This window comes from Microcoleus asticus IPMA8 (genome assembly GCF_013179805.1).
GTDB lineage: Bacteria > Cyanobacteriota > Cyanobacteriia > Cyanobacteriales > Microcoleaceae > Microcoleus > Microcoleus asticus.
In genome coordinates, this window is sequence record NZ_SRRZ01000138.1 from 1 (window position 1) to 19,414 (window position 19,414).

Sequence of the window (19,414 nt, forward strand, 5' to 3'; positions counted from 1 at the left end):
TGCGGTGCTACGTCTTGGTCACTTGCAATCAGAGCTTAGTGAATTTGAGTCGGCAAAACAGTCTTACTGTGAGGCGATCGCTGCCTTTAATTCTGCTTTACTTATTGCACCGGATTATATCTGTGCTCTCAACAGCAAAGGGATTGCGCTACTATGTCTGGGTAATTTGCAAGCAATCCTAAGTGAATTTGAGGTGGCAAAACAGTCTTACTTGAAGGCGATCGCTTCCTGTAATTCTGCTTTACTTATTGCACCGGATTATATCAATGCTCTCAACAGCAAAGGGATTGCGCTACTACGTCTGGGTGAATTACAAGCAAAGCTAAGTGAATTTGAGGCGGCAAAACAGTCTTACTGTGAGGCGATCGCTTCCTGTAATTCTGCTTTACTTATTGCACCGGATTATATCAATGCTCTCAAAAACAAAGGGAATGCGCTGCAAAGTCTGGGTGGATTACAAGCTAAGCTAAGTGAATTTGAGACGGCAAAACAGTCTTACTGTGAGGCGATCGCAGCCTATAATTCTGCTTTATTTATTGCACCGGATTATATCGCTGCTCTCAACAACAAAGGGAATGCGCTGCGATGTCTGGGTGATTTGCAAGAAAAATTATCTGAGAGACAGGAAGCACTCAAGAATTGGCAAGAGGCGCTGGAAATGTTCGATCGCTCTTTAGCCATTGCTCCTAATCGCGATCTGGTTCGCAGTTGGCGCGATTCGCTGCAAGAATTTCTCGATAATTTGGGTAAGGATAGTCTCAGCATTTAGCTCGATCGAAATGAGTAAAGACGCGGCATTAAGGAGGAGGACGTGTCCAGTTAACTTAAACCGAAAGGCCGCCAGGGAATGAATTCCACGGGGCTTTTGCTTTGAGGCAGGGGTTTCAACCCCTGCCGGACTCAGGGCTGAGCGTTAAAGGCCCGCCCTCGAATTTAGCTATTTAACCTTGCAGCTTACCGCCCAGATTGTCTCGGCGATGTACCGTCAGCCCGCTTCCGACGGATCAGCACGCTCATCACCTGCTTCGGATTAGCGGCACGCTGTACGGGACTCCAATCGCCCACTTCTGCAAATCCCAGCCTGTACAAAGTGAGTATGGTTTCCCTGACACCCTTGGGCGAACCGACAAGCGTTAACAGCACCACTTCCTGTTCGCATACTGCTGCTGAGTCGTCATTTGGGCGATCGGATCTGTTGTCGTCAGGCACGAATTCCTGTGACATAATATGTTCTCCTGGTTTTGGGTTTTCTAGAAAAACCCAAAAACCCAGCCGCCCCGCATTTCAACACATAGCAGGGCGGCTACAGAGGATGTTAAGATACTCCGTTAGCCTCCAGACTGCTAGTCCCAGTTTGGCGGTTAGCTGTCCATTGCTGTTCGCGCAGCTTTGGGCAGTGCAACTAGATTTTTGGGCGACGCGGGCTGCCTCCTCTACAAGCAAGCAACCTCTCACTTCAAAGCGTAGCCGCAGACGGGGGCCGCCGTCAATCGATTTTAGATTTTAGATTTTAGATTTTAGATTTGGGATTTGGGATTTGGGATTGAAGGTCGGGATTGGGAGGTTTTGGGCGATCGGGCTGAAGATTTATATTTGACGCACCTTACTCGATTAAGCACGCGGGATTGAGCACGCGGCAGTGTCGTTTCTCTACAAATCCTACAATAAATATCATTTGTAGGGACACAACACTGTTGTGTCCTTTGGCTGTGGTAATCAGGGTTTTTTGTTAATAACAATCCCGATTTTTGGGAGGAAACGACAATGCCGTTTCCCTACAAACCAACTATCCCCCTCACTCCTCGCTAACAGCCAAACCAGAAACCACAGGGGCGATCGCATTTAACTTCAACACAGGATGTTCCCCTTCCACCTGGCGGCAATTCCACTCATTTCTAAACAGCAAAACCGGCCTTCCCCAAGTATCTTTCACCGTCACCGTATTAAAAAGCCGCCCAACTTTTTCCAGCGCCTCCCAACCGCCGTCAACCCAACGAGCTACACTGTAAGGCAACATATCGATCGTCGTTTCCACATTATATTCCGACTGCATTCTGAACTGCACAACTTCAAATTGCAACTGTCCCACAGCAGCCAAAATTGGCTCGCGTTTCGACTCATCAACCGAGTACATAATTTGCACTGCGCCTTCTTCCTGCAACTCCGAAACGCCTTTGCGGAACTGCTTAAACTTAGAAGGATTGGGATTTCTCAAAAAAGCAAAAAGTTCAGGAGAAAAACAGGGAATCCCTTCGTATTCAAGTTTTTGCCCAGTGTAAATAGTATCCCCGATCGCAAATACCCCCGGATTGTTCAAACCGATCACATCGCCCGGATACGCAACCTCGATCGACTCGCGATCCTGAGCAAATAACTTTTGAGGCCTTGACAAACGCACAGTTTTACCGCTGCGAGCGTGAGTCACGTTCATGTCCTTTTCAAACTTGCCCGTACAAACCCGAATAAACGCCACCCGATCGCGGTGTCTCGGGTCCATATTCGCTTGCAATTTAAACACAAACCCGGTAAAATCTTCATAAGTTGGGGGCAAATCTCCGGCGCTGCTCTTGCGGGCGATCGGCTTCATAGCGTAATCTAAAAACGCATCTAAAAACAGTTCCACCCCAAAATTGCTCATCGCGCTGCCAAAGAAAACAGGCGTCATTTTTCCAGCCCGAACTAAATCTAAATCGAGTTCAGTTCCCAACTCATCAAGCAGTTCTAACTCTTCTTTGAGCTGATAGTAAAGGTCTTGTTCCAACAAATCTTCAATGCGCGGATCGCCCAATTCGATGACGGTATCGACAGCAGCGCGAGAACCGTGTTTAGTCCGCTCGAATAAGTGAATTTTGCGCCCTCTGCGATCGAAAACACCTTTAAAGCGATCGCCCGTACCTATCGGCCAATTTACCGGATAAGTCTGCAACCCCAATTCTTTCTCAATTTCGTCCAACAAATCCAAAGGTTCTCTGCTAGGGCGATCGAGCTTATTAAAGAAAGTAAAAATAGGCAAACTTCGCAGCTTACAAACTTCAAATAACTTCCGAGTTTGCGGTTCCAAACCCTTAGCAGCATCCTCAAGCATCACTGCATTGTCAGCCGCCGCCAGAGTGCGATAAGTATCTTCGCTAAAATCTTGGTGTCCCGGAGTATCGAGCAGATTAATGTGATAATTTTGATACTCAAACTGCAAAACAGTAGAAGTAATAGAAATTCCCCGCTGCTGTTCCATCGCCATCCAGTCAGAAGTAGCGTGTCGCTGAGCCCGCCGCGCTTTCACAGAACCTGCTTCGTGAATTGCACCTCCGTAAAGCAGCAGCTTTTCTGTCAAAGTAGTTTTCCCCGCGTCGGGGTGCGAGATAATAGCAAAGTTGCGCCGGCGCTCAACAGCAGTTAGCAGTTCAGTTTCGAGTTCAGTTGTCATTACAAATTAGGTAGGGGAATCATCACCCGATCGCCATTATAGCCTGTGCTAGAGTGGCTATTAAAGGTAAAATTATCACTAAAGTCAAGGAAGAAAAGTAATATGTACGACTCCGACAAGCGGAAGCTGCTATCACTGGTGTGCCACGGGGCGATTTTTTTCAGTACCTTAGTGTTCTCGATCGGAGCGCCGATCGCTGTATTGTTAGTATCAGATGACCCCGTTGTCAAAGAAAATGCCACAGAAGCGATCAATTTTCACCTTAATGTATGGCTGTACAGCACCGTGATTGTGGTGTTAACTGTCGTCACTTTTGGTCTTGCTGGCTTTATCCTAGTGCCAATAGGTTATCTTCTGCACTGGGGACTGACAATAATGGCTATCCTCCACGTTTTGCAAAATCCTAACCAAGCTTACCGCTACCCTTTTATTTTCCGAATAGTTTAGACAGCAAATCGCACTTCACTATCGATTTCAAAAACCCGATTTCTTCAAGAAGAAACCGGGTTTTTAATTGTTTTATAACAGAAGGAAGAAGGAAGAAGGAAGAAGGAAGAGGGAATAAAAAGAAACTATGCCCAATTCCCAATTCCCAATTCCCAATTCCCAATGCTATAAAGGCCCAATGTTATAAAAGCCCAATGCCCAATGCCCAATGCCCAATGCCCAATTCCCAATTCCCAATTCCCAACTTTCATCGAATTTCAGCAACTCTCGCAGCCTCTGCAGGCGGCATAACTGCCTCTTTAGCATTCAACTTTTGATTCAACTCGCGAATCCGGCGCGACAGCAAGCGAATAATATTAACAGCAATTCCCGGCGTTTCATCAATCGCATCGTAAAGCTGCATTTGAGTCAGCATCAAACACTCGGATTGTTCGAGAGTAGAAATAGAAGCCGATCGAGGTTCTGCATCAAACAGCGACATTTCCCCGAAACAAGCCCCGGCTTTCAACTGTGCCAAATCCCGATCGCCTATATGCACTCGCACCGTTCCCGATACCAAAATATAGAGCGATCGACCTTCTTGTCCTTCCGTAAAAATCCTGTGCTTGGAAGGAAACGAAAGTTCATCCATTACCGATGCTAGACGCACGAGAAAATCATCCCGCAGTTCCTTAAAAATCGGAACCTCCCTGACAAACAATAGGCGTTCGACGCTGGTTAACATAATGCGATGCAGTGATTAATTTAAATTTAAACAAAGGAAGAGGAATTGGGCATTGGGCATTGGGCATTGGGCATTGGGCATAGTTTCTTTTTATTTCCTCTTCCCTCTTCCCTCTTCCTTCTTCCTTCTTCCTTCTTCCTTCTTTACCTTTTTCCCCCAGCACCCAACTCGGCCATCATCTCTTCAACTTGAGCGGATACCAAATTATCGGGATCATTTTGCAGCCTCGGCAACAATTCGACCAAAGCCCGCGGCGAGGCTATTTTCAAATAGGCTAACACTGCTTCGCGGACAAAACCCGTCGGGTGTTGCAGACATACAAGAGTTTGTTGAGCGGTAAGGCTCCAGCGCGCTTCCCTCGCCAAGTGAAAGCAGCACGCCAAAGCCCAATCCGAAAGGAAGTGGCGCAATTCTAGCAAGCGACGCAAGCGATCGCTAGGGGCTAGAGGTTTGTAAACCATCAATTCGGAGAGATTGCTCAATTTTTCTCTTTCCGAGTGCTGATCCAACAAATTGATCAGCGATCGCTTCCTAGCTATATCCACAGTATTGTCGAGAATTTCCAATCCCCTAGCAACCAAAGAAGGTTGGCCGGAAGCGAGGTTGAAAGCAGCGGCTTGTACTGTGTCAAGCGGATAAAGAAACTTCATCAGCAAAAAACACCGCTCCTTAGCATCAGCTTCCAACCCAGCCAGAGCCCGCTGCAACAATTGAGCCGTATCGTTCCCAGGTGCTCCGGTGGTGTTGATATCCCGATCGGAGAAATTGCCGTAGGTTGTTACCCCAGACAAATCTACCAGACCTGCATAAATTTGACCGATAAACATTAACTCCTGTTCGATGAGAGTTTCCAAGCCGCTGCGGCCGATGCGGTCTAGAGCGCCTTCTATCCCCGCTTCCGAAGGCATTTTCAACAGGATGCGGAGGATGTTGCGCCTGGTAGTTCCCCAAGCCGTCATCAAATTGCTGACCAAAATGTCGATCGCCTCCGGAGTCCCTATTTGACCCAGAGCCGTCCAAGCTTGCAACCTGACCAAATCCGACTTGTGGATGTCCTCAGCCAAATACACCAGCAAAGGAATCGCGTCGTTGTGAAGTTTGACTATAGCCTGCAAAGCTGCTTCCCGAGTCGATTTGTAACCGAGTCCGCGCAGCAGCGAAGGATAATATTCTTCCGAATGAGTAGACGAAATCACGTCTAACAGAGCGCAGCGCACTCGCAGAGATTCATCTTGCAACAGATTGGGGATGTGCAGGCGCAGTCCTTGCAAATAATCAGCTTCTCCCAGAGCCCGCGTCCCCATAACACGTTCCCGCTCTTGTTTGTGCGTCAGCATTTGGCGCAGCGTGTTAGTAGCCTCTGCCTTTTGCTGGCGATCGCCCCTTCTCATAATTAAAGCAGCCGCCGTACCCCGCACCACCGGATCGACGGTCGGCTGCAAGTAAGGCCGCAAGCTGTCAATATTAGGTTCAGCTTCCGTCAGCCAGATGTAGCGCAAAGCCAAGGCCAGCACCTCCGGCGGCAAGGATTGCTGCGATAGTGCGCGGACAGCTTGTAAATATGCGGGGTTCGGGTGTTGCAGCATCGTTTCCAAGCTCTGGCGCTGCAAACCTGGGGACAGCGAATCGAGGATGGGAGCCAGAACTTCTCCGACATTTTTGGGGTCAATTTGCGTCAGGAGTTCTATGCAAGAGCGCTTTTCATCTTCGCCCCCCGGCTTTTGTAGAGTTTCCACCACTGCGCGCTTCAGAGCTTTGAGGTCAACGTCTGTGACCCCCAAGCGCCCCCGTTCCGCACTTTTGACCAACAAACCCACGTATTGAGAGCGGATCAGCCACACTACAAACACCCACACTAGCGCCAACACCACGATCGCGCCAATAAATATCAAGCTTTGCTGGTCGTGAAATGCCTTTTCGTCTTGGCGGGGGAGTATCTTGTCTGTCACCCACAGCATAATCAGGATGCCAACTCCTGTAACTCCGCAGGACAAAGGTTCGCCCACACCGTTGACCAGAGTTTGAATGCCCGATCGAATATTGTCGGGAATCGGTTGGAATAAAACCGGGCTAACGGTTTCCAGCAGCGTGTAGTGCAGCAGTTCGTCTAAAAATCTCAGCAATATCAGTCCGATGAACACAGATACTAGCTGGCCCAGGGATGCTCCTATGGTCAGCACCCCAAGTATCGCGATACCCGCGGGCAAAATCACCGCCGTCACGAATACACCGATTCTTTCTACCAAGCGACTGGATGCGAACCACTGAGTCGCCACTTGAAATAGGCCTTGTATGCCTTCGTAAATGCCCAGGAAGCTAGCGATCCAGCTAGCTCCGTCCCCCGGGTTTTGGTATTCTAGCTGGCTGTAGAATTGGAAATCTACCAGGACATAGAGGACTTCTGCGAGGACGAAGAAACTGACTAGAGGTACGGCGTATTTTTGCAGCGGGCCTGTAACTTTGCGAGCGGTAAATTCTTGTTGGTCGTCGTCTTCATCGTCATCTGTCCAGTGAGCTGTTTCCGGAAATGCTTGATAGTATTTTTCCGTGAGGTAGTACAGCAACAGGGAGCCTGTCGCCACCATCAACCCCGATATGAGGGTAACGTTTTTTAGTCCGACTACGTGCAGCAAAACAGGCAGAGAAAATCCGCTGACTACTCCAGCCACTAGATAGCCGCTGCTGACTAGGGGATAGGTGCGCTTGATTTCTCTAATATTAAACAGTTGGTTGGAAGTGATGGAAGTGTTAAGGTCGTTCAGGACATAGCAAGCTTCCACCCACAGCCACATCAAAAAAATAGTAATAAAAGCAATGCTTATTCCAGCTATCTTAGTATTTTCGTAGCCGATGCCGAATCGAAACAAAAATAGCGGTACCGACATCATTCCCAGAACCACTACGACCGTGCGCCTTAGCGGGAGGATTTTTTGCAGCCACGAGTAGACAAATCCCAGGCCCGAACCGATAAAGGCGCTGGCTATGTAGATATAAGGCATTTTGTCGGCACCGTACTCGTCTAGGAACAGACCTACCGTGCTCAGTTCCAGCCAGATCAGCCCGACGGAGGTTAGAGTGTAGACGAGGAACATCAGTACGGTTCGCTCTACTTCTTCCGATCGCAGGTTGAGCGAGCGCAGCACTTTTTGTCCTGCTCCCGCCCAAGCGCTGATTTGAAAATTTTCCATGCTTCTCGTGCGTTGATATCCCGATTTGTGGTAGCGTGTCACCGAGTTCCGGCATCCAGGAGAGCGATCGCCAGTCGGTCAATTTTAGATTTTAGATTTTAGATTTTAGATTTTAGATTTACTCCACAGACGAATCTGAAAGAGCGAACTAGGGTCTAAAATTTATGGCCCTCCACGACAGCAGTCGGAAACTTCTATCCGTTTTTGGGCGGGGTCATTAGTCTCTTGTCACCAGTCTATTACTATTGACTGATGACTAATGACTATCTATTTATACTTTCTTCGGCGACAGCAGCATCATCATACTGCGTCCTTCTTTTTTCGGGGCTTGCTGCACTTCTGCTATTTCCTGCAAATCTGTGGCCATGCGCTTAAGCAAGTCCTCTGCTAGGTTGCTGTGTTGGATTTCCCGACCTCTGAACATGATCGTGGCTTTTACTTTGTCCCCAGATTTGATAAAGCGGTCTGCTAGTTTGAGGCGCACTTGGTAGTCGTGTTCTTCAATTTTGTAGCGCATCTTCACTTCCTTCACGTCGGCAGTGTGCTGCTTCCGCTTTGCTTCTCGCGCTTTCTTTTCCTGCTCGAATTTGTACTTCCCATAGTCCATGACCCGGCATACGGGCGGGTCAGCTTTGTCGCTGACAAGTACGAGATCCAGTTCTTTTTCCTCTGCCAGGCGCAGCGCTTCTGCGGGCGTCAAGATCCCTAGTTGCGCGCCGTCGGTATCGATCACCCGGATTTTGGGGTATCGAATGTTTTCGTTGATCTGGGGTAGGTTGCGATTTTGTCTTCTTTCAATCACAGGCATGAATGGTTTTACAAGCAGTAGTTTAATAGCGAAGCTTCTTGATAGTTACAGGTTTGAACAGTCCATATTTCACTTGGACGATCGAACTGTTTTGTAAGGTTTTACCCTTAGCGGACGTACTACCGCGCCCTGTGTCCCCTCCGCTAAAGCGTTGGGGAATATTTGGACGATCGTAAATGAATTCTTACAATACTTGCTATTCTACTCAGTCTGGCTGAGTTTCTGTCTAGTTTTATTTTAACTTCACACACGATCGCCCGCCCGCTTGCCCGATTGATGACAAAACGGTCAAAAATTCAGGGTAAAAGGTTAATGATGAGGTAAAACGGCTTTTTTACCCCATCTCGCCCGGTCTGGCCAGTCGCCCAAGTCGCCGGATTTCCCTTGTAGAATAGGTATAAGCAAGTGTAAATTTATGTTGCGATCTGAGGCAAAATTGGCAAATTCTCTGCTGTGGCACCAACGGGTGGGAACTCAACGAGACTGGATGTGGCGGGGTTGGCAAACTCGCTACACTTATTTGCGGCCGGCTTTGGGGCGAAATCAAGACGCGATCGAATCTCAAGATTCTGCGGCCGGGGGAATTGCCCCGCGCGCCTCGGGAATGCCGATTATTTTACTGCACGGGTTTGGAGCTTCGATCGGTCACTGGCGACAAAATCTCGCCCAACTCGCCGAAAACCAAACGGTTTACGCCTTGGATTTGTTGGGCTTTGGCGCTTCGCAAAAAGCTCCGATCGACTACTCTGTGTCTTTGTGGGTCGATCAAGTTTATGATTTTTGGCTGACTTTTATCAGAGAGCCGGTTGTCTTGGCAGGAAACTCGATCGGCTCGCTGATTTGTTTGGCCGCAGCGACGGCTCACCCGGACATGGTGGCCGGCACGGTGATGATTAGCCTCCCAGACCCCTCTGTGCGAGCCGAGGCGGTGCCTGGATGGCTGCTCCCGGCGATCGAAGCTGTGGAAAGTTTGTTTGTTTCCCCGCTCTTGCTCAGGCCTTTGTTTTATTTTGCCCGCAAGCCTTCCTTTGTCCGCCGCTGGGTTGGCTTTGCCTACTCCAACCCCGAAGCTGTTACCGACGAATTAGTGGAAATTCTAGCAGGGCCTGCGGGCGATCGGGGAGCAGCCCGCGCCTTCTGCGCTTTATTTAAAGCTGTAGGCAGTTCACAATTTTGCCCCAGTGTCAAGACTGTAATGCGAAATTTAAGAATCCCGATGCTGTTAATTTGGGGCAAACAAGACCGGATGATTCCCCCTCGGTTTGCCCGACCCCACCAATTTGTCGAATGCAATCCCAATTATGTAGAGCTAGTTGAATTAGATAATGCGGGCCACTGTCCCCAGGATGAATGCCCGGAACAAGTAAATCAAGCAATTTTGAACTGGATGAGCGGGAATTTTGCACCTATGGGCGAGAGCGAATTGCAGCGATGTTGATTAGACAGGGGGCGGTGCGTTCCTAACGGACAAAAATAACTTGCGAGTATCTATCCCGCTCAAAAATAAAGTGGTTAGAACCCGATCGCACTCGGTGGTATGGTATTGCAGATGTTGAAGGAAGAAGGAATACCGAAGTTGCAATCGACCTTTTATGTTTGAGCAATTAAGAACGTCCTAACTGTCAGGTATGGTTGCTATATTACAAAACTTCCCTCACTGGAGAGTCAGTAGATTTGAGATTGACTGTAGGGCCGCTCATGGAAGCTTGAACTAACCTCAACAACCTTTTTGCTTGAGGCAAATCCTGTGGGAAAGCAAGTTTCCGTCTTTATGTGTGATCATTTATCTACTTTATTTTAGGGTCGCTTTTTTCATAAATTCAGAGATTGACACAATCGCCAAGATAGTGTATCTTCTCTAACTGGTAGTATATATATAAGCCATGCAGTTAGTCGAAAGGCAGATCGTCAAACCAAAAGACAGGTTTTATCCAGAAGCCGATCTATTGTTTTTGCTGTCCAAAAAACTTTACAACTGCGATAACTATATCTACCGTCAAAACTTTTTCCCCCCTCAACCAACCAAAGCTCTGGCTGTCCATCGTGCACTCAAAAAGAGTGTTAATGACAAAGCATTGCCCGCCCAAGTAAGACACAACACTCTCCGGTTACTGCTGACAGCATGGACTAGCTATCATAGTGTCACCTTGGCGGGCGTAGTCGCGATCGCCCAACGAAGTTTCAAGCAGCACCGAAAATCCCTGACTCTAAAAATTCAAGAAAAAAAGAGAGAAGGGGCGCTATGTAGTTGTACTTGACAGTCAAAGTCTCAGCAACAAGGCTTGTCCAAAAAGATATGCCAGTTGGTATAGGACTAACTTTGGCTGCCCTCAAAAGTCGAATTAATCTTGGAAATCCGGATTGTTCCCGAGATAGGTTGTTAAGTTGTTGGGGTGCTTTATGAAAAGTTAAAATAAAACGCAAATGTAAAGCGGATAACCCTTGCTGTAACGAGCTTCGCCAATATTAAAGAGCTATGAAACCCCTCCCTGGAAGATCCGTAAAATTCTACCTTCTAACTTGTACCTTCTAGCTTCAAGAGACGCCTTGTTTCTTCTTCCTAAAATAAATACCTTCCCTTGTACCAGCAATCTTTCAGTCACCTTATAACCGATCGCCCCCAAGTATACGGGAAAGTTCAAAAATGCCAGAACCTGGCATTTCGGAGCCTGTTAACGCATAAAAAAGTCAATTTAGCCAACAACTGACGGCCTATCGCCCCCGGTCTGCTGGCGGCTAAATGCTGAAAGCCGATCGAACAAGCAGCGCCCTACCAGCTTTTGGCAGTAACGCAAACGAGGAAAAAACTGTCGTGAAATTCCACTGGCTACTACCGAGTTTCTTAAGTGTATTTTTGCTCGCCGGGGCCGCCGAAGCAGCTAGACTGCAATCTTGGCGGTTTGATGCTTCAGAGAACCGGCTCTACATTACAACAGACGGGGGAGTACAACCCAAGGCTCAACTGATTTTCAACCCGACGCGGTTGGTGATTGATTTACCGGGGACGAGTCTGGGCCGTCCGTCGGTCAGCAAACCGCTCTCAGGGGCGATCGAATCGGTGCGGGTAGGGCAGTTTGACAACGATACGACCAGAATTGTGGTCGAGATCAGAGACGGGTTTACTCTAGACCCCGAGCAAGTAAAATTCCGGGGGATTTCTGCGAGCGAGTGGACAGTGGATTTGCCAACGCCGGTGCGGGGAGGAGATCGAAACCCGATTTCAGAGCCTGGGGGAGAAAGGTTATCGGTTCAACCTTCAGCATCCCAAGCCCAGTCGGCCGAGGCGACTGTAGTTCAGAACGTTCAGGTGACGGCGGACGGTTTTTTAGTCGGCACTGCGGGCGGCAGCCCCCAAATTAATTTTCAACAAAGTCGGGCCGGGGACATCGCCACCCTCGATATTGAAGGAGCTACTTTAGCTCCGGGGCTGAGCAGCCAACAGCCTCAAACGAACGGCAAGCACGGGGTTGACAAGATTGAAGTGCGGCAACTGCCAACAGACCCGCCCGTTACCCGCGTGACTTTGCGGATGAAGAGTCCTAATACTCAGTGGCGGGCGTCTGTGAGCAATTTGGGCGGGGTTGTGCTATTGCCTGCAAGTGTAAGACAGCCCTCCGTTTCCCGCAGCCTGACTGTAGCTCCTCCAGCAAGACAAGCTCAAGGAAATTTAGCGAGAGTTCAGTCAATTGATTTAGCTAGTAACGGCACGCAACTGGTGGTGAGAACTGACCGCCAAGTCTCCTATACCAGCGGGTGGGACCAGGGGTCGAGAGCTTACTGGATCAGGATCGCTTCTAGTTCTCTGGCGGGGCAAATTCCTCAGCTCGATGCCAACAGTCCTGTATCGTTTACTGCCAGCCAAGAAGATGCGGAGACTGTGGTGATCTGGGTGCAGCCGCGATCGGGGGTAGAGGTAGGCAGGGTGACGAGGCCGAGTCCGCAGTTGCTGTCTTTGCAGTTGCGATCGAATGCTAGCGCGCAGCAGCCTTTGACTCGCACTCCCAGCCCCCAGCCTTTGCCGAGAAGGACTTTCGGAACGGGCGATTTGCCGCAAGTTTCTAATCGCCGCGCCGTGGTAGCGATCGATCCCGGCCACGGCGGCCGCGATCCCGGGGCAGTCGGGATTCAGGGCATTCAGGAGAAGGAGATTGTTTTGGATATCTCGTTTCAGGTGGCGAGGATGCTGGAACAGCAGGGGGTGCAGGCGGTGATGACTCGGACTGACGACAGCGAAATCGACCTGGAACCCAGAGTTTCCTTGGCAGAACGGGTGAATGCTAGTTTGTTTGTGAGCATTCACGCTAATGCGATTAATATGAGTCGGCCGGATATTAGCGGGATTGAGACTTATTATTTCGAGAACGGACAAGATTTGGCCCGGGTGATTCACGGCAGTATTTTGCAGGGGACGGGGGCGACTGACCGCCGGGTGCGGCAGGCAAGATTTTATGTTTTGAGGAAGACTTCTATGCCTTCTGTTTTGCTGGAGGTGGGTTTTGTAACGGGTGCTGAGGATGCTGCTAGGCTTTCTGACCCAGCTTACCGCAGTCAAATGGCGGCTTCGATCGCTCGCGGTATTTTGCTTTATCTTCAACAAAGATAATATATTGCCGGAGGGAGTGGTAATTGGTAATTGGTTACTTGTTATTTGTTATTGGTAGCAACTGACAACTGACCACTGCCAACTGACCAGTGCCCAGTGACAAGTGACAACTGCCAACTGACAACTGACAACTAACAAATGACAACAGACTCTGGACAACAAAGAATCGGTATTTTTGACAGTGGCGTGGGCGGTTTGACTGTTTTGACCCAGTTGTACCGACAATTGCCCAACGAATCGATACTTTATTTTGGAGATACGGCGAGGCTGCCTTACGGCACTCGCACGCCGTCAGAAATTGTGGAGTTTGTCCGCGAAATTATGGCCTGGTTGGTGGAACAGGATGTGAAAATGGTCATTATGGCCTGCAACACCAGTTCTGCTTTGGCGATGGAGATGGTGCAGGCTGAATTTGATATCCCGGTGCTGGGAGTAATTCTGCCGGGGGCGCAGGCTGCGGTGCAGCAAGGCAAGCGGATCGGGGTCATCGCAACTCCTGCTACGGCTGCTAGCAATGCTTATCGAAATGCGATTTTGGAGATGGACGATTCTTGCCTGGTGTGGCAGGTTAGCTGTCCGGCTTTTGTGCCGCTGGTGGAGCAAAACCGGATTCACGACCCTTATACTTGTGAGGTGGCTCGGGAATATTTGGCTCCTTTGATTCAGCAGCGCATCGATACGCTGATTTACGGCTGCACTCATTATCCGCTGTTGGCTCCTGTGCTGCGCTCGCTTTTGCCTGCTGGGGTGACGTCGATCGATCCTGCGGTGCGGGTGGTGGCTGCTGCTGCCAGAGAGTTGGAGCTTTTGGGGCTGCGGAATGCTGGTACTGCGCTGCCAACTCGTTTTTGCGTGAGCGGCCCCCCGCAGCAGTTTGCGGAGTTGTCGGTGCAGTGGCTCGGTTGTACTCCTGCTGTTGAGAAAATATCCCTGCCGACAGTTTTACGATCGCCCGTATCGCTGGAATCTGGCGAATAAGCCGGAAAATTTATAGGTTAATCTAACCCCCCAAAACTCAGGTAAAGCTGGTTCTGGGGGGTTTAATTATTGCGATGTAACCTAGCAATTACACATCAATAGGTAATATTATTGAACAAAAGCTTTGATGAACAATGCAAATAATGTCCTATACGTGCTGGAGCTCTTCAGCCTTGAACCATGTCACCCTATGTATCGCAAGCAGTTTTACTTGTAGACGGCTATAACATAATTGGACTTTGGCCTCGACTCCGAGAGAAGCGCGATCGCGACGAACTCGAAACAGCTCGCCGCGAGTTAATAGAGGTTTTAGTTAACTACAGCGCTGTTCAAGATTTTGAGGCTCGACTGGTGTTTGATGCCCACTATCGAGATACTCCCAGCGTTAAAGAAATTATTACTAAAAATTTATCGGTGCACTACACTGACTTCGGTCAGACAGCAGATACTTATATTGAAAAATCTTGTGCTAGTTTGCGTTACGAGTTGCGATCGGTCAAAGGCAAAGGCCGCATGATTGTCGCCACCTCAGACCGAGCGCAGCAATTGACCGTAGTAGGCTATGGTGCCGAATGGATGTCCGCCGAACAACTAGCGGCTGACGTAGAATCCACCGCCCGCCGCAGCGAGCGCCAGCACAAATCCCGCAAACACAATTCCAGTCGTTTTCTAGCCAGTTCCCTCGATCCAGAATCCCAGAAGCGCCTCGCCAAGTTGAGAATGGGGCTGCATTAGCTGCTGAAACCCTGTTGCGGTATGACAAAAAAAAAGTTTATCAAAGGCCTTGCCAAATCCAGTAAGTTCAGCTATTGTTAGTAAATGTGGGTAACAAAAACCCCCAATCCTCGGTAGCTCAGTGGCAGAGCGGTCGGCTGTTAACCGATTGGTCGTAGGTTCAAATCCTACCCGGGGAGTTAGTAAAAGTCTGAAGTTGGAATTTTCCAGCTTCAGACTTTTAGCATTTTCACATCGATATTGTTAATTAATTAATCCGGCGATGGTTACATCCATTGCGAGTGCGATCGATGTTTTGTAGTAAGGAAACGGCATTGCCGTCTCCTCAATATTGCTCAATTACTTAGGGCCTTAATTCGCATCGCTGTGAGTGTGAATTAACTCACCTTCCATAGGTATGGAAATATTCAACTTAGACAACTCCGGGTTTAATATCGCCTTGACAATACCAGAACCAACCATCACCTCCAAACAACCAAGGGCTTGATGAAGAGCTACTCGAGCGTGTTGCACAGAAAAACGCTCCCCAAAAACCTGTACAAGCTGCCGATAAATTTGTTCAATGTACTGAGTGCGGCTCAAAATGTCAATGAGCAAACCATAAAAACCGGTAACAGGCAACCGCTGACCGTTCTTAACATAACACTTGATCCTGTTAATTTCACCAGCATTATAAACAGCTACAAATTCAACATCAGCCTCCACTAGGTCTAACTGAAACACATTGTACGCCGAAAGTAGCCAAGGAACCTCCTCCTTTGAAAAGCGCTGCATCACCTGTTTCATACAACCCAAATCAAATCCAGCAATCACCGCTTGACCCAAAATATCATTCGTAAATCCACCTTGAGCTAACCACCGGAAAGCTTTTTCCGGGCTTAAATTCAAACCAGCATCCCGCGCAATTTCCCTTGAATGTTCTTGTAAATCAGTGAATTGACCGTTAGCAGCGTACCAATAATCAGCGAAGCGAATATGCTGTTCAACTCGGCTCCGTTGATTTTGGTCATACTGAGTTTTCAGCCAGTTGCCGTCGTGTTTCTCCTGCTCTAAGTCCAAAATTGTGTAAGCCAATTCACGCGCGCCAGTGTGAGCTAAAGTCATGCCCGCCGATAAAATCGGGTCAGCAAAACCAGCAGTTTCACCTACCAAAAACCAATTTTCTCCTACTGTTTTATCAGCCAAAAATGACCAATCTTTTGTAGTTTCAATCTTTCCCGTACTGGTAGCATTAGCGATTAACTTGTTGATGCGAGGTTCGCTATTGAGGGCTTCGGTATAGATATCCTCTGGTCGCTTTTTCAGTGACTTATAATGTTCCGCAGGGCAAACGAAGCCGATACTGGTGCGAGTTGGACCCAAGGGAATGAACCAAAGCCACCCGTGACTCAAACTCATTACCTGTATCCGGGTGCCGCCAACGCCAATTTTATCTGACCATTCAGCGTTTGTCCAATAGTCCCAGATAGCTATATTTTGCAGCCGCGTCGGGCTGTGTGTCTTGACGCCCAAAGCTCGCCGCAGCACCCCAATGTGACCGGATGCGTCGATGTAGTAGCGGGCGGTTATTTGTTCTTGCGATCGCACGTGCAAAGCCGTAATCCGATCGCCCTCTGTATCTACTTTAACAACCGCAGTTTCTTCTCTTACCAAGCATCCCATTTCTTCCGCGTGGCGCAGCAAAATTTCGTCATATTTTGCTCGATCGACCTGGAAAGCAGTTTGCCGTCTCTGTCCCTCAAATTTAGCAGGGCGCTGTTCATCTTTAAACTGTTCAGGCTTAATGAAATTAAAATCCCAAGGCTGTGGATCTGTTCCCCAGCGATAGATTCCACCAATCTTAATCGGGAAGTCGGCGGCTTCTACTTTATCCCAGCATCCCATTTCTTGAAGCACATCGCTAATTTGAGGTAGTTGGCTTTCTCCAACGTGCTCGCGAGGGAATTTTTCTTTTTCTAGTATGAGCACGCTCAGATTGGGATTGTATTTCTTGAGCAGAGTCCCAGCAGTGGTACCAGCGGGGCCGCCGCCCACAATAACAACGTCGTAATGGCTCATATCAAATAGGGATAGTAGATGGTGAATTTGGGCATTGACGAGACAAATTTCTAACAATTCAGCCTCGGAATAAGCGAGGCTGAAGTTGTTTTGCAACAGGTTTTATCCGACTGCCAGTTTCTCATCTTCAGGTATGTGAGAACTGTGGGAAATATCCAAATTCTCTGTCCAAGTGTGAGCAATATCCAAATTCTCTGTCCAAGTGTGAGCAATATCCAGATTCTCTGTCCAAGTGTGAGCAATATCCAGATTCTCTGTCCAAGTGTGAGCAATATCCAGATTCTCTGTCCAAGTGTGGGTCATAGTCGGTGCTAGCTCAGTGATTGCAGTTGAAGAATTGCTGTTAACTTCTGACATGATGAGTCTCCTTGTAAGTAAGTTTTGTCTGAAGAAGATTGCCTAGTTCTAAGAGTTAAAACTTTTACATCTGGTAAGCTACCCAGCTTTTAAAGGTTGCAAAATATCGCTGGTTTTGGCAAAAGGTTGCTCAAAACTATGCGTTTTTGCATAAACCAGAAGCTCAGCCGTCAGTTCTGTGAAAACTTCAAACAACTTCTCAACTATTTTAAAAGCCTCTTGACGAGTCTCTTCTGTCAGTTGTATGTCGCTAATCAATTGACCCGCTTCCGGCGTCCCTGTAGTATGACCTGTTTCCACTGCTAAGTGAAAATAGCCAAAATAAAGCAACTCCTTTTGGGTAATTGTTCGCAGTTCTTGGGCAATTGGTGCGGCAGTTGAAAAGAAGACATTACCAGTTGCTTCTATCACTTCCAAGATTGCTAGCTTCGCGATCGGACTAGCTCCAAAAGCGTATCGAAAAATTTGATGTGTTACCCACCGCGAACCTTTTGTTTCTTCATTCCAGAGAAAATTCAAAGTATCGCTGAACTTCACGGTATTGTTAATACCCAGTGTTTCCAAATCTTCCAAAAACCACAACCAGTGATGATCGTCTTCATAAGTATGATTGTTGACTATTGCCTGAAGTGGATCGTTGGTTGGTTCTTCTCGGAAGACATACTTGTTAAATTCACCAAAGCTCATAACGAAAGGAGCAACGCAGGGAGCGAAAGCTAGGCGCTGTCTTGGGTTTATACTTTTGTCCCGCATAAACTCAAATAGCCCAGATTTAGCAAATTCTTGCTTCTTCTTTTCAATTAAAGTTAATACTTCTTTCATCGTGAGCCACTTGATTCTCATCAATACGGTAGTGACTTAATCACTAGATGTATGTGATCTCAATCACATACATCTAGTGTTTTAGATCATGTATCATTTTGTTCTCGATCGCGTAGACCTCCGTTTTCAAGCCCAGAGCGTCCCATTCGTTCTTGGTGACAAGGCTCAAACATCGAGCTAAACCTTGAATCGATCGGGATTTGTCGGTCAGATGTGCGATCGGCAGAACCGACTTGTTACAATATTGTGATGCTCAACTGCGTAAAGTTTCATACCGCACATCTCAGTGGGATCTCTTACCAGATGTGCTGTTGTCAGCCAGTTCACACCCTCTACACCTTTAGGCATCGACTTACCTTGAAAAATACAGAGTAATTACTTAATTTTTAATGTATCTAAAGTTAATAAACTCCTAAAAATATTTAAGTACCGTCCGCCCGCGCCCCGATCGACATCAAGGGCGAGGTTAACCCAACACTTCGTCAGAGAATAAAAGCCATGAATGCACTTCCCGGTTACAAAATCACAGAAGTTGTTCAAGTTGGTGTAAAGTCCATCATTTATCGCGCAGTCAGAGAGTCAGATCGAGCGTCAGTCATCATTAAAACACTCAATACCGAATATCCCACAATAGAAGAAATTACCCGTTTGAGACATGAATACAAAATTAGCTCAAATCTCAAACTCGAAGGGATTGTCAAACCCTATAGCTTAGAAAAATATAAAAACAGTTTCGCTCTGATCTTAGAAGATTGCGGCGGTCAATCTCTCAAAGACCATCAAGCGGGTAAAAGTATTAAAATTCAGAAATTTTTGCCTCTGGCTATTCAAGTGACTAAAACTATCGGAGAAGTGCATCAAAATCAGATTATTCATAAAGACATAAAACCCTCAAATATTATCATTGCCTCAGATTTTCAACAAGTAAAAATCACAGACTTTAGCATGGCAACGCGCCTATCTAGAGAGGTGCATCAAAATAGCAATGGTACTGTGTTAGAAGGCACTCTAGCTTATATATCTCCAGAGCAAACTGGTCGGATGAACCGCGACCTCGATTACCGAACAGACTTGTACTCTCTAGGCATCACGTTTTATGAAATGCTCACAGGAGTGTTGCCCTTTAATTCAACCGACCCCTTAGAATTAATTCACAGTCACATTGCAGTGACGCCAGTTCGGGAGCATCCCGGTTTTGCGCTTTTGAGCATCAAACGGATATTGATCCGTTAAGGTAGGCGCACCGAAGCTTAAGCATTTGATTGACATT

16 protein-coding genes, 1 tRNA gene and 1 pseudogene are annotated in these 19,414 nt (G+C 47.8%); 9 read left to right on the forward strand and 9 right to left on the reverse strand.

Annotated elements, in window-relative coordinates:
* Nucleotides 1-769, forward strand: a pseudogene (locus E5S67_RS26840) (hypothetical protein); the annotation flags it as partial.
* Nucleotides 770-954: 185 nt separating this feature from the next.
* Here the strand turns inward: E5S67_RS26840 and E5S67_RS26845 are convergent.
* Together E5S67_RS26845 and prfC are read right to left on the reverse strand one after the other, a co-directional pair.
* Entirely contained in the window at nt 955-1,224 is a 270-nt protein-coding gene (locus E5S67_RS26845) for a hypothetical protein (RefSeq protein ID WP_172191737.1), read from the reverse strand.
* Between the two features lie 571 nt (nt 1,225-1,795).
* The gene (gene prfC, locus E5S67_RS26850) at nt 1,796-3,424 is read right to left on the reverse strand and encodes a peptide chain release factor 3 (protein WP_006633602.1); all 1,629 of its coding nucleotides are present in this window, start codon (nt 3,422-3,424) and stop codon (nt 1,796-1,798) included.
* Between the two features lie 102 nt (nt 3,425-3,526).
* Between prfC and E5S67_RS26855 the strand changes: the two genes are divergently transcribed.
* Entirely contained in the window at nt 3,527-3,871 is a 345-nt protein-coding gene (locus E5S67_RS26855) for a DUF4870 domain-containing protein (protein WP_172191739.1), read from the forward strand.
* 247 nt (nt 3,872-4,118) lie between these two features.
* Here E5S67_RS26855 and E5S67_RS26860 read toward each other — a convergent pair whose 3' ends face one another.
* From E5S67_RS26860 to infC, 3 genes are all read right to left on the reverse strand, one after another.
* Complete coding sequence (locus E5S67_RS26860) at nt 4,119-4,595, reverse strand: Crp/Fnr family transcriptional regulator (RefSeq protein WP_172191741.1); 477 nt, start codon at nt 4,593-4,595, stop codon at nt 4,119-4,121.
* A gap of 143 nt (nt 4,596-4,738) precedes the next feature.
* Nucleotides 4,739-7,783: a HEAT repeat domain-containing protein gene (locus E5S67_RS26865; protein WP_172191743.1), complete on the reverse strand. Its 3,045-nt coding sequence runs from the start codon at nt 7,781-7,783 to the stop codon at nt 4,739-4,741.
* 271 nt (nt 7,784-8,054) lie between these two features.
* A complete protein-coding gene (gene infC, locus E5S67_RS26870; protein ID WP_006635262.1) occupies nt 8,055-8,591 on the reverse strand; it encodes a translation initiation factor IF-3 in 537 nt (178 codons plus the stop codon).
* 415 nt (nt 8,592-9,006) lie between these two features.
* Between infC and E5S67_RS26875 the strand changes: the two genes are divergently transcribed.
* The 6 genes from E5S67_RS26875 to E5S67_RS26900 all read left to right on the forward strand — a co-directional run bounded on the left by E5S67_RS26875 (nt 9,007) and on the right by E5S67_RS26900 (nt 15,086).
* Nucleotides 9,007-10,029, forward strand: a complete 1,023-nt coding sequence (locus tag E5S67_RS26875) for an alpha/beta fold hydrolase (protein ID WP_172191745.1) — start codon at nt 9,007-9,009, stop codon at nt 10,027-10,029.
* Nucleotides 10,030-10,474: 445 nt separating this feature from the next.
* A complete protein-coding gene (locus E5S67_RS26880; RefSeq protein WP_172191747.1) occupies nt 10,475-10,849 on the forward strand; it encodes a hypothetical protein in 375 nt (124 codons plus the stop codon).
* 482 nt (nt 10,850-11,331) lie between these two features.
* Complete coding sequence (locus E5S67_RS26885; RefSeq protein WP_246276993.1) at nt 11,332-13,194, forward strand: N-acetylmuramoyl-L-alanine amidase; 1,863 nt, start codon at nt 11,332-11,334, stop codon at nt 13,192-13,194.
* A gap of 138 nt (nt 13,195-13,332) precedes the next feature.
* Nucleotides 13,333-14,172 (forward strand): glutamate racemase, encoded by an 840-nt coding sequence (murI, locus tag E5S67_RS26890; protein WP_172191749.1) that lies wholly within the window; start codon nt 13,333-13,335, stop codon nt 14,170-14,172.
* Between the two features lie 180 nt (nt 14,173-14,352).
* Entirely contained in the window at nt 14,353-14,907 is a 555-nt protein-coding gene (locus tag E5S67_RS26895; RefSeq protein WP_172191751.1) for an NYN domain-containing protein, read from the forward strand.
* 107 nt (nt 14,908-15,014) lie between these two features.
* A tRNA-Asn gene (locus tag E5S67_RS26900) sits at nt 15,015-15,086 on the forward strand.
* Nucleotides 15,087-15,258: 172 nt separating this feature from the next.
* Here the strand turns inward: E5S67_RS26900 and E5S67_RS26905 are convergent.
* From E5S67_RS26905 to E5S67_RS32755, 4 genes are all read right to left on the reverse strand, one after another.
* Nucleotides 15,259-17,061 carry an NAD(P)/FAD-dependent oxidoreductase gene (locus E5S67_RS26905; protein WP_172191753.1) on the reverse strand — a complete coding sequence of 601 codons (1,803 nt, stop codon included), beginning with the start codon at nt 17,059-17,061 and terminating at the stop codon, nt 15,259-15,261.
* A 6-nt stretch (nt 17,062-17,067) separates the two neighbouring features.
* Complete coding sequence (locus tag E5S67_RS26910; protein ID WP_172191755.1) at nt 17,068-17,322, reverse strand: hypothetical protein; 255 nt, start codon at nt 17,320-17,322, stop codon at nt 17,068-17,070.
* 78 nt (nt 17,323-17,400) lie between these two features.
* Nucleotides 17,401-18,144 (reverse strand): hypothetical protein, encoded by a 744-nt coding sequence (locus E5S67_RS26915; RefSeq protein ID WP_172191757.1) that lies wholly within the window; start codon nt 18,142-18,144, stop codon nt 17,401-17,403.
* A 207-nt stretch (nt 18,145-18,351) separates the two neighbouring features.
* Entirely contained in the window at nt 18,352-18,492 is a 141-nt protein-coding gene (locus E5S67_RS32755; RefSeq protein WP_216670738.1) for a hypothetical protein, read from the reverse strand.
* Nucleotides 18,493-18,642: 150 nt separating this feature from the next.
* Here E5S67_RS32755 and E5S67_RS26920 point away from each other — a divergent pair, with 150 nt between their 5' ends.
* A complete protein-coding gene (locus E5S67_RS26920; RefSeq protein ID WP_172191759.1) occupies nt 18,643-19,377 on the forward strand; it encodes a serine/threonine protein kinase in 735 nt (244 codons plus the stop codon).
* Nucleotides 19,378-19,414: the final 37 nt, after the last annotated feature.

Bases quoted from the DNA above. Each gene is read 5' to 3' on its own strand.
- E5S67_RS26845 (WP_172191737.1), bottom strand. From the start codon at position 1,224: ATGTCACAGGAATTCGTGCCTGACGACAACAGATCCGATCGCCCAAAT.
- prfC (WP_006633602.1), bottom strand. From the start codon at position 3,424: ATGACAACTGAACTCGAAACTGAACTGCTAACTGCTGTTGAGCGCCGG.
- E5S67_RS26855 (WP_172191739.1), top strand. From the start codon at position 3,527: ATGTACGACTCCGACAAGCGGAAGCTGCTATCACTGGTGTGCCACGGG.
- E5S67_RS26860 (WP_172191741.1), bottom strand. From the start codon at position 4,595: ATGTTAACCAGCGTCGAACGCCTATTGTTTGTCAGGGAGGTTCCGATT.
- E5S67_RS26865 (WP_172191743.1), bottom strand. From the start codon at position 7,783: ATGGAAAATTTTCAAATCAGCGCTTGGGCGGGAGCAGGACAAAAAGTG.
- infC (WP_006635262.1), bottom strand. From the start codon at position 8,591: ATGCCTGTGATTGAAAGAAGACAAAATCGCAACCTACCCCAGATCAAC.
- E5S67_RS26875 (WP_172191745.1), top strand. From the start codon at position 9,007: ATGTTGCGATCTGAGGCAAAATTGGCAAATTCTCTGCTGTGGCACCAA.
- E5S67_RS26880 (WP_172191747.1), top strand. From the start codon at position 10,475: ATGCAGTTAGTCGAAAGGCAGATCGTCAAACCAAAAGACAGGTTTTAT.
- E5S67_RS26885 (WP_246276993.1), top strand. From the start codon at position 11,332: ATGCTGAAAGCCGATCGAACAAGCAGCGCCCTACCAGCTTTTGGCAGT.
- murI (WP_172191749.1), top strand. From the start codon at position 13,333: ATGACAACAGACTCTGGACAACAAAGAATCGGTATTTTTGACAGTGGC.
- E5S67_RS26895 (WP_172191751.1), top strand. From the start codon at position 14,353: ATGTCACCCTATGTATCGCAAGCAGTTTTACTTGTAGACGGCTATAAC.
- E5S67_RS26910 (WP_172191755.1), bottom strand. From the start codon at position 17,322: ATGTCAGAAGTTAACAGCAATTCTTCAACTGCAATCACTGAGCTAGCA.
- E5S67_RS26915 (WP_172191757.1), bottom strand. From the start codon at position 18,144: ATGAAAGAAGTATTAACTTTAATTGAAAAGAAGAAGCAAGAATTTGCT.
- E5S67_RS32755 (WP_216670738.1), bottom strand. From the start codon at position 18,492: ATGCCTAAAGGTGTAGAGGGTGTGAACTGGCTGACAACAGCACATCTG.
- E5S67_RS26920 (WP_172191759.1), top strand. From the start codon at position 18,643: ATGAATGCACTTCCCGGTTACAAAATCACAGAAGTTGTTCAAGTTGGT.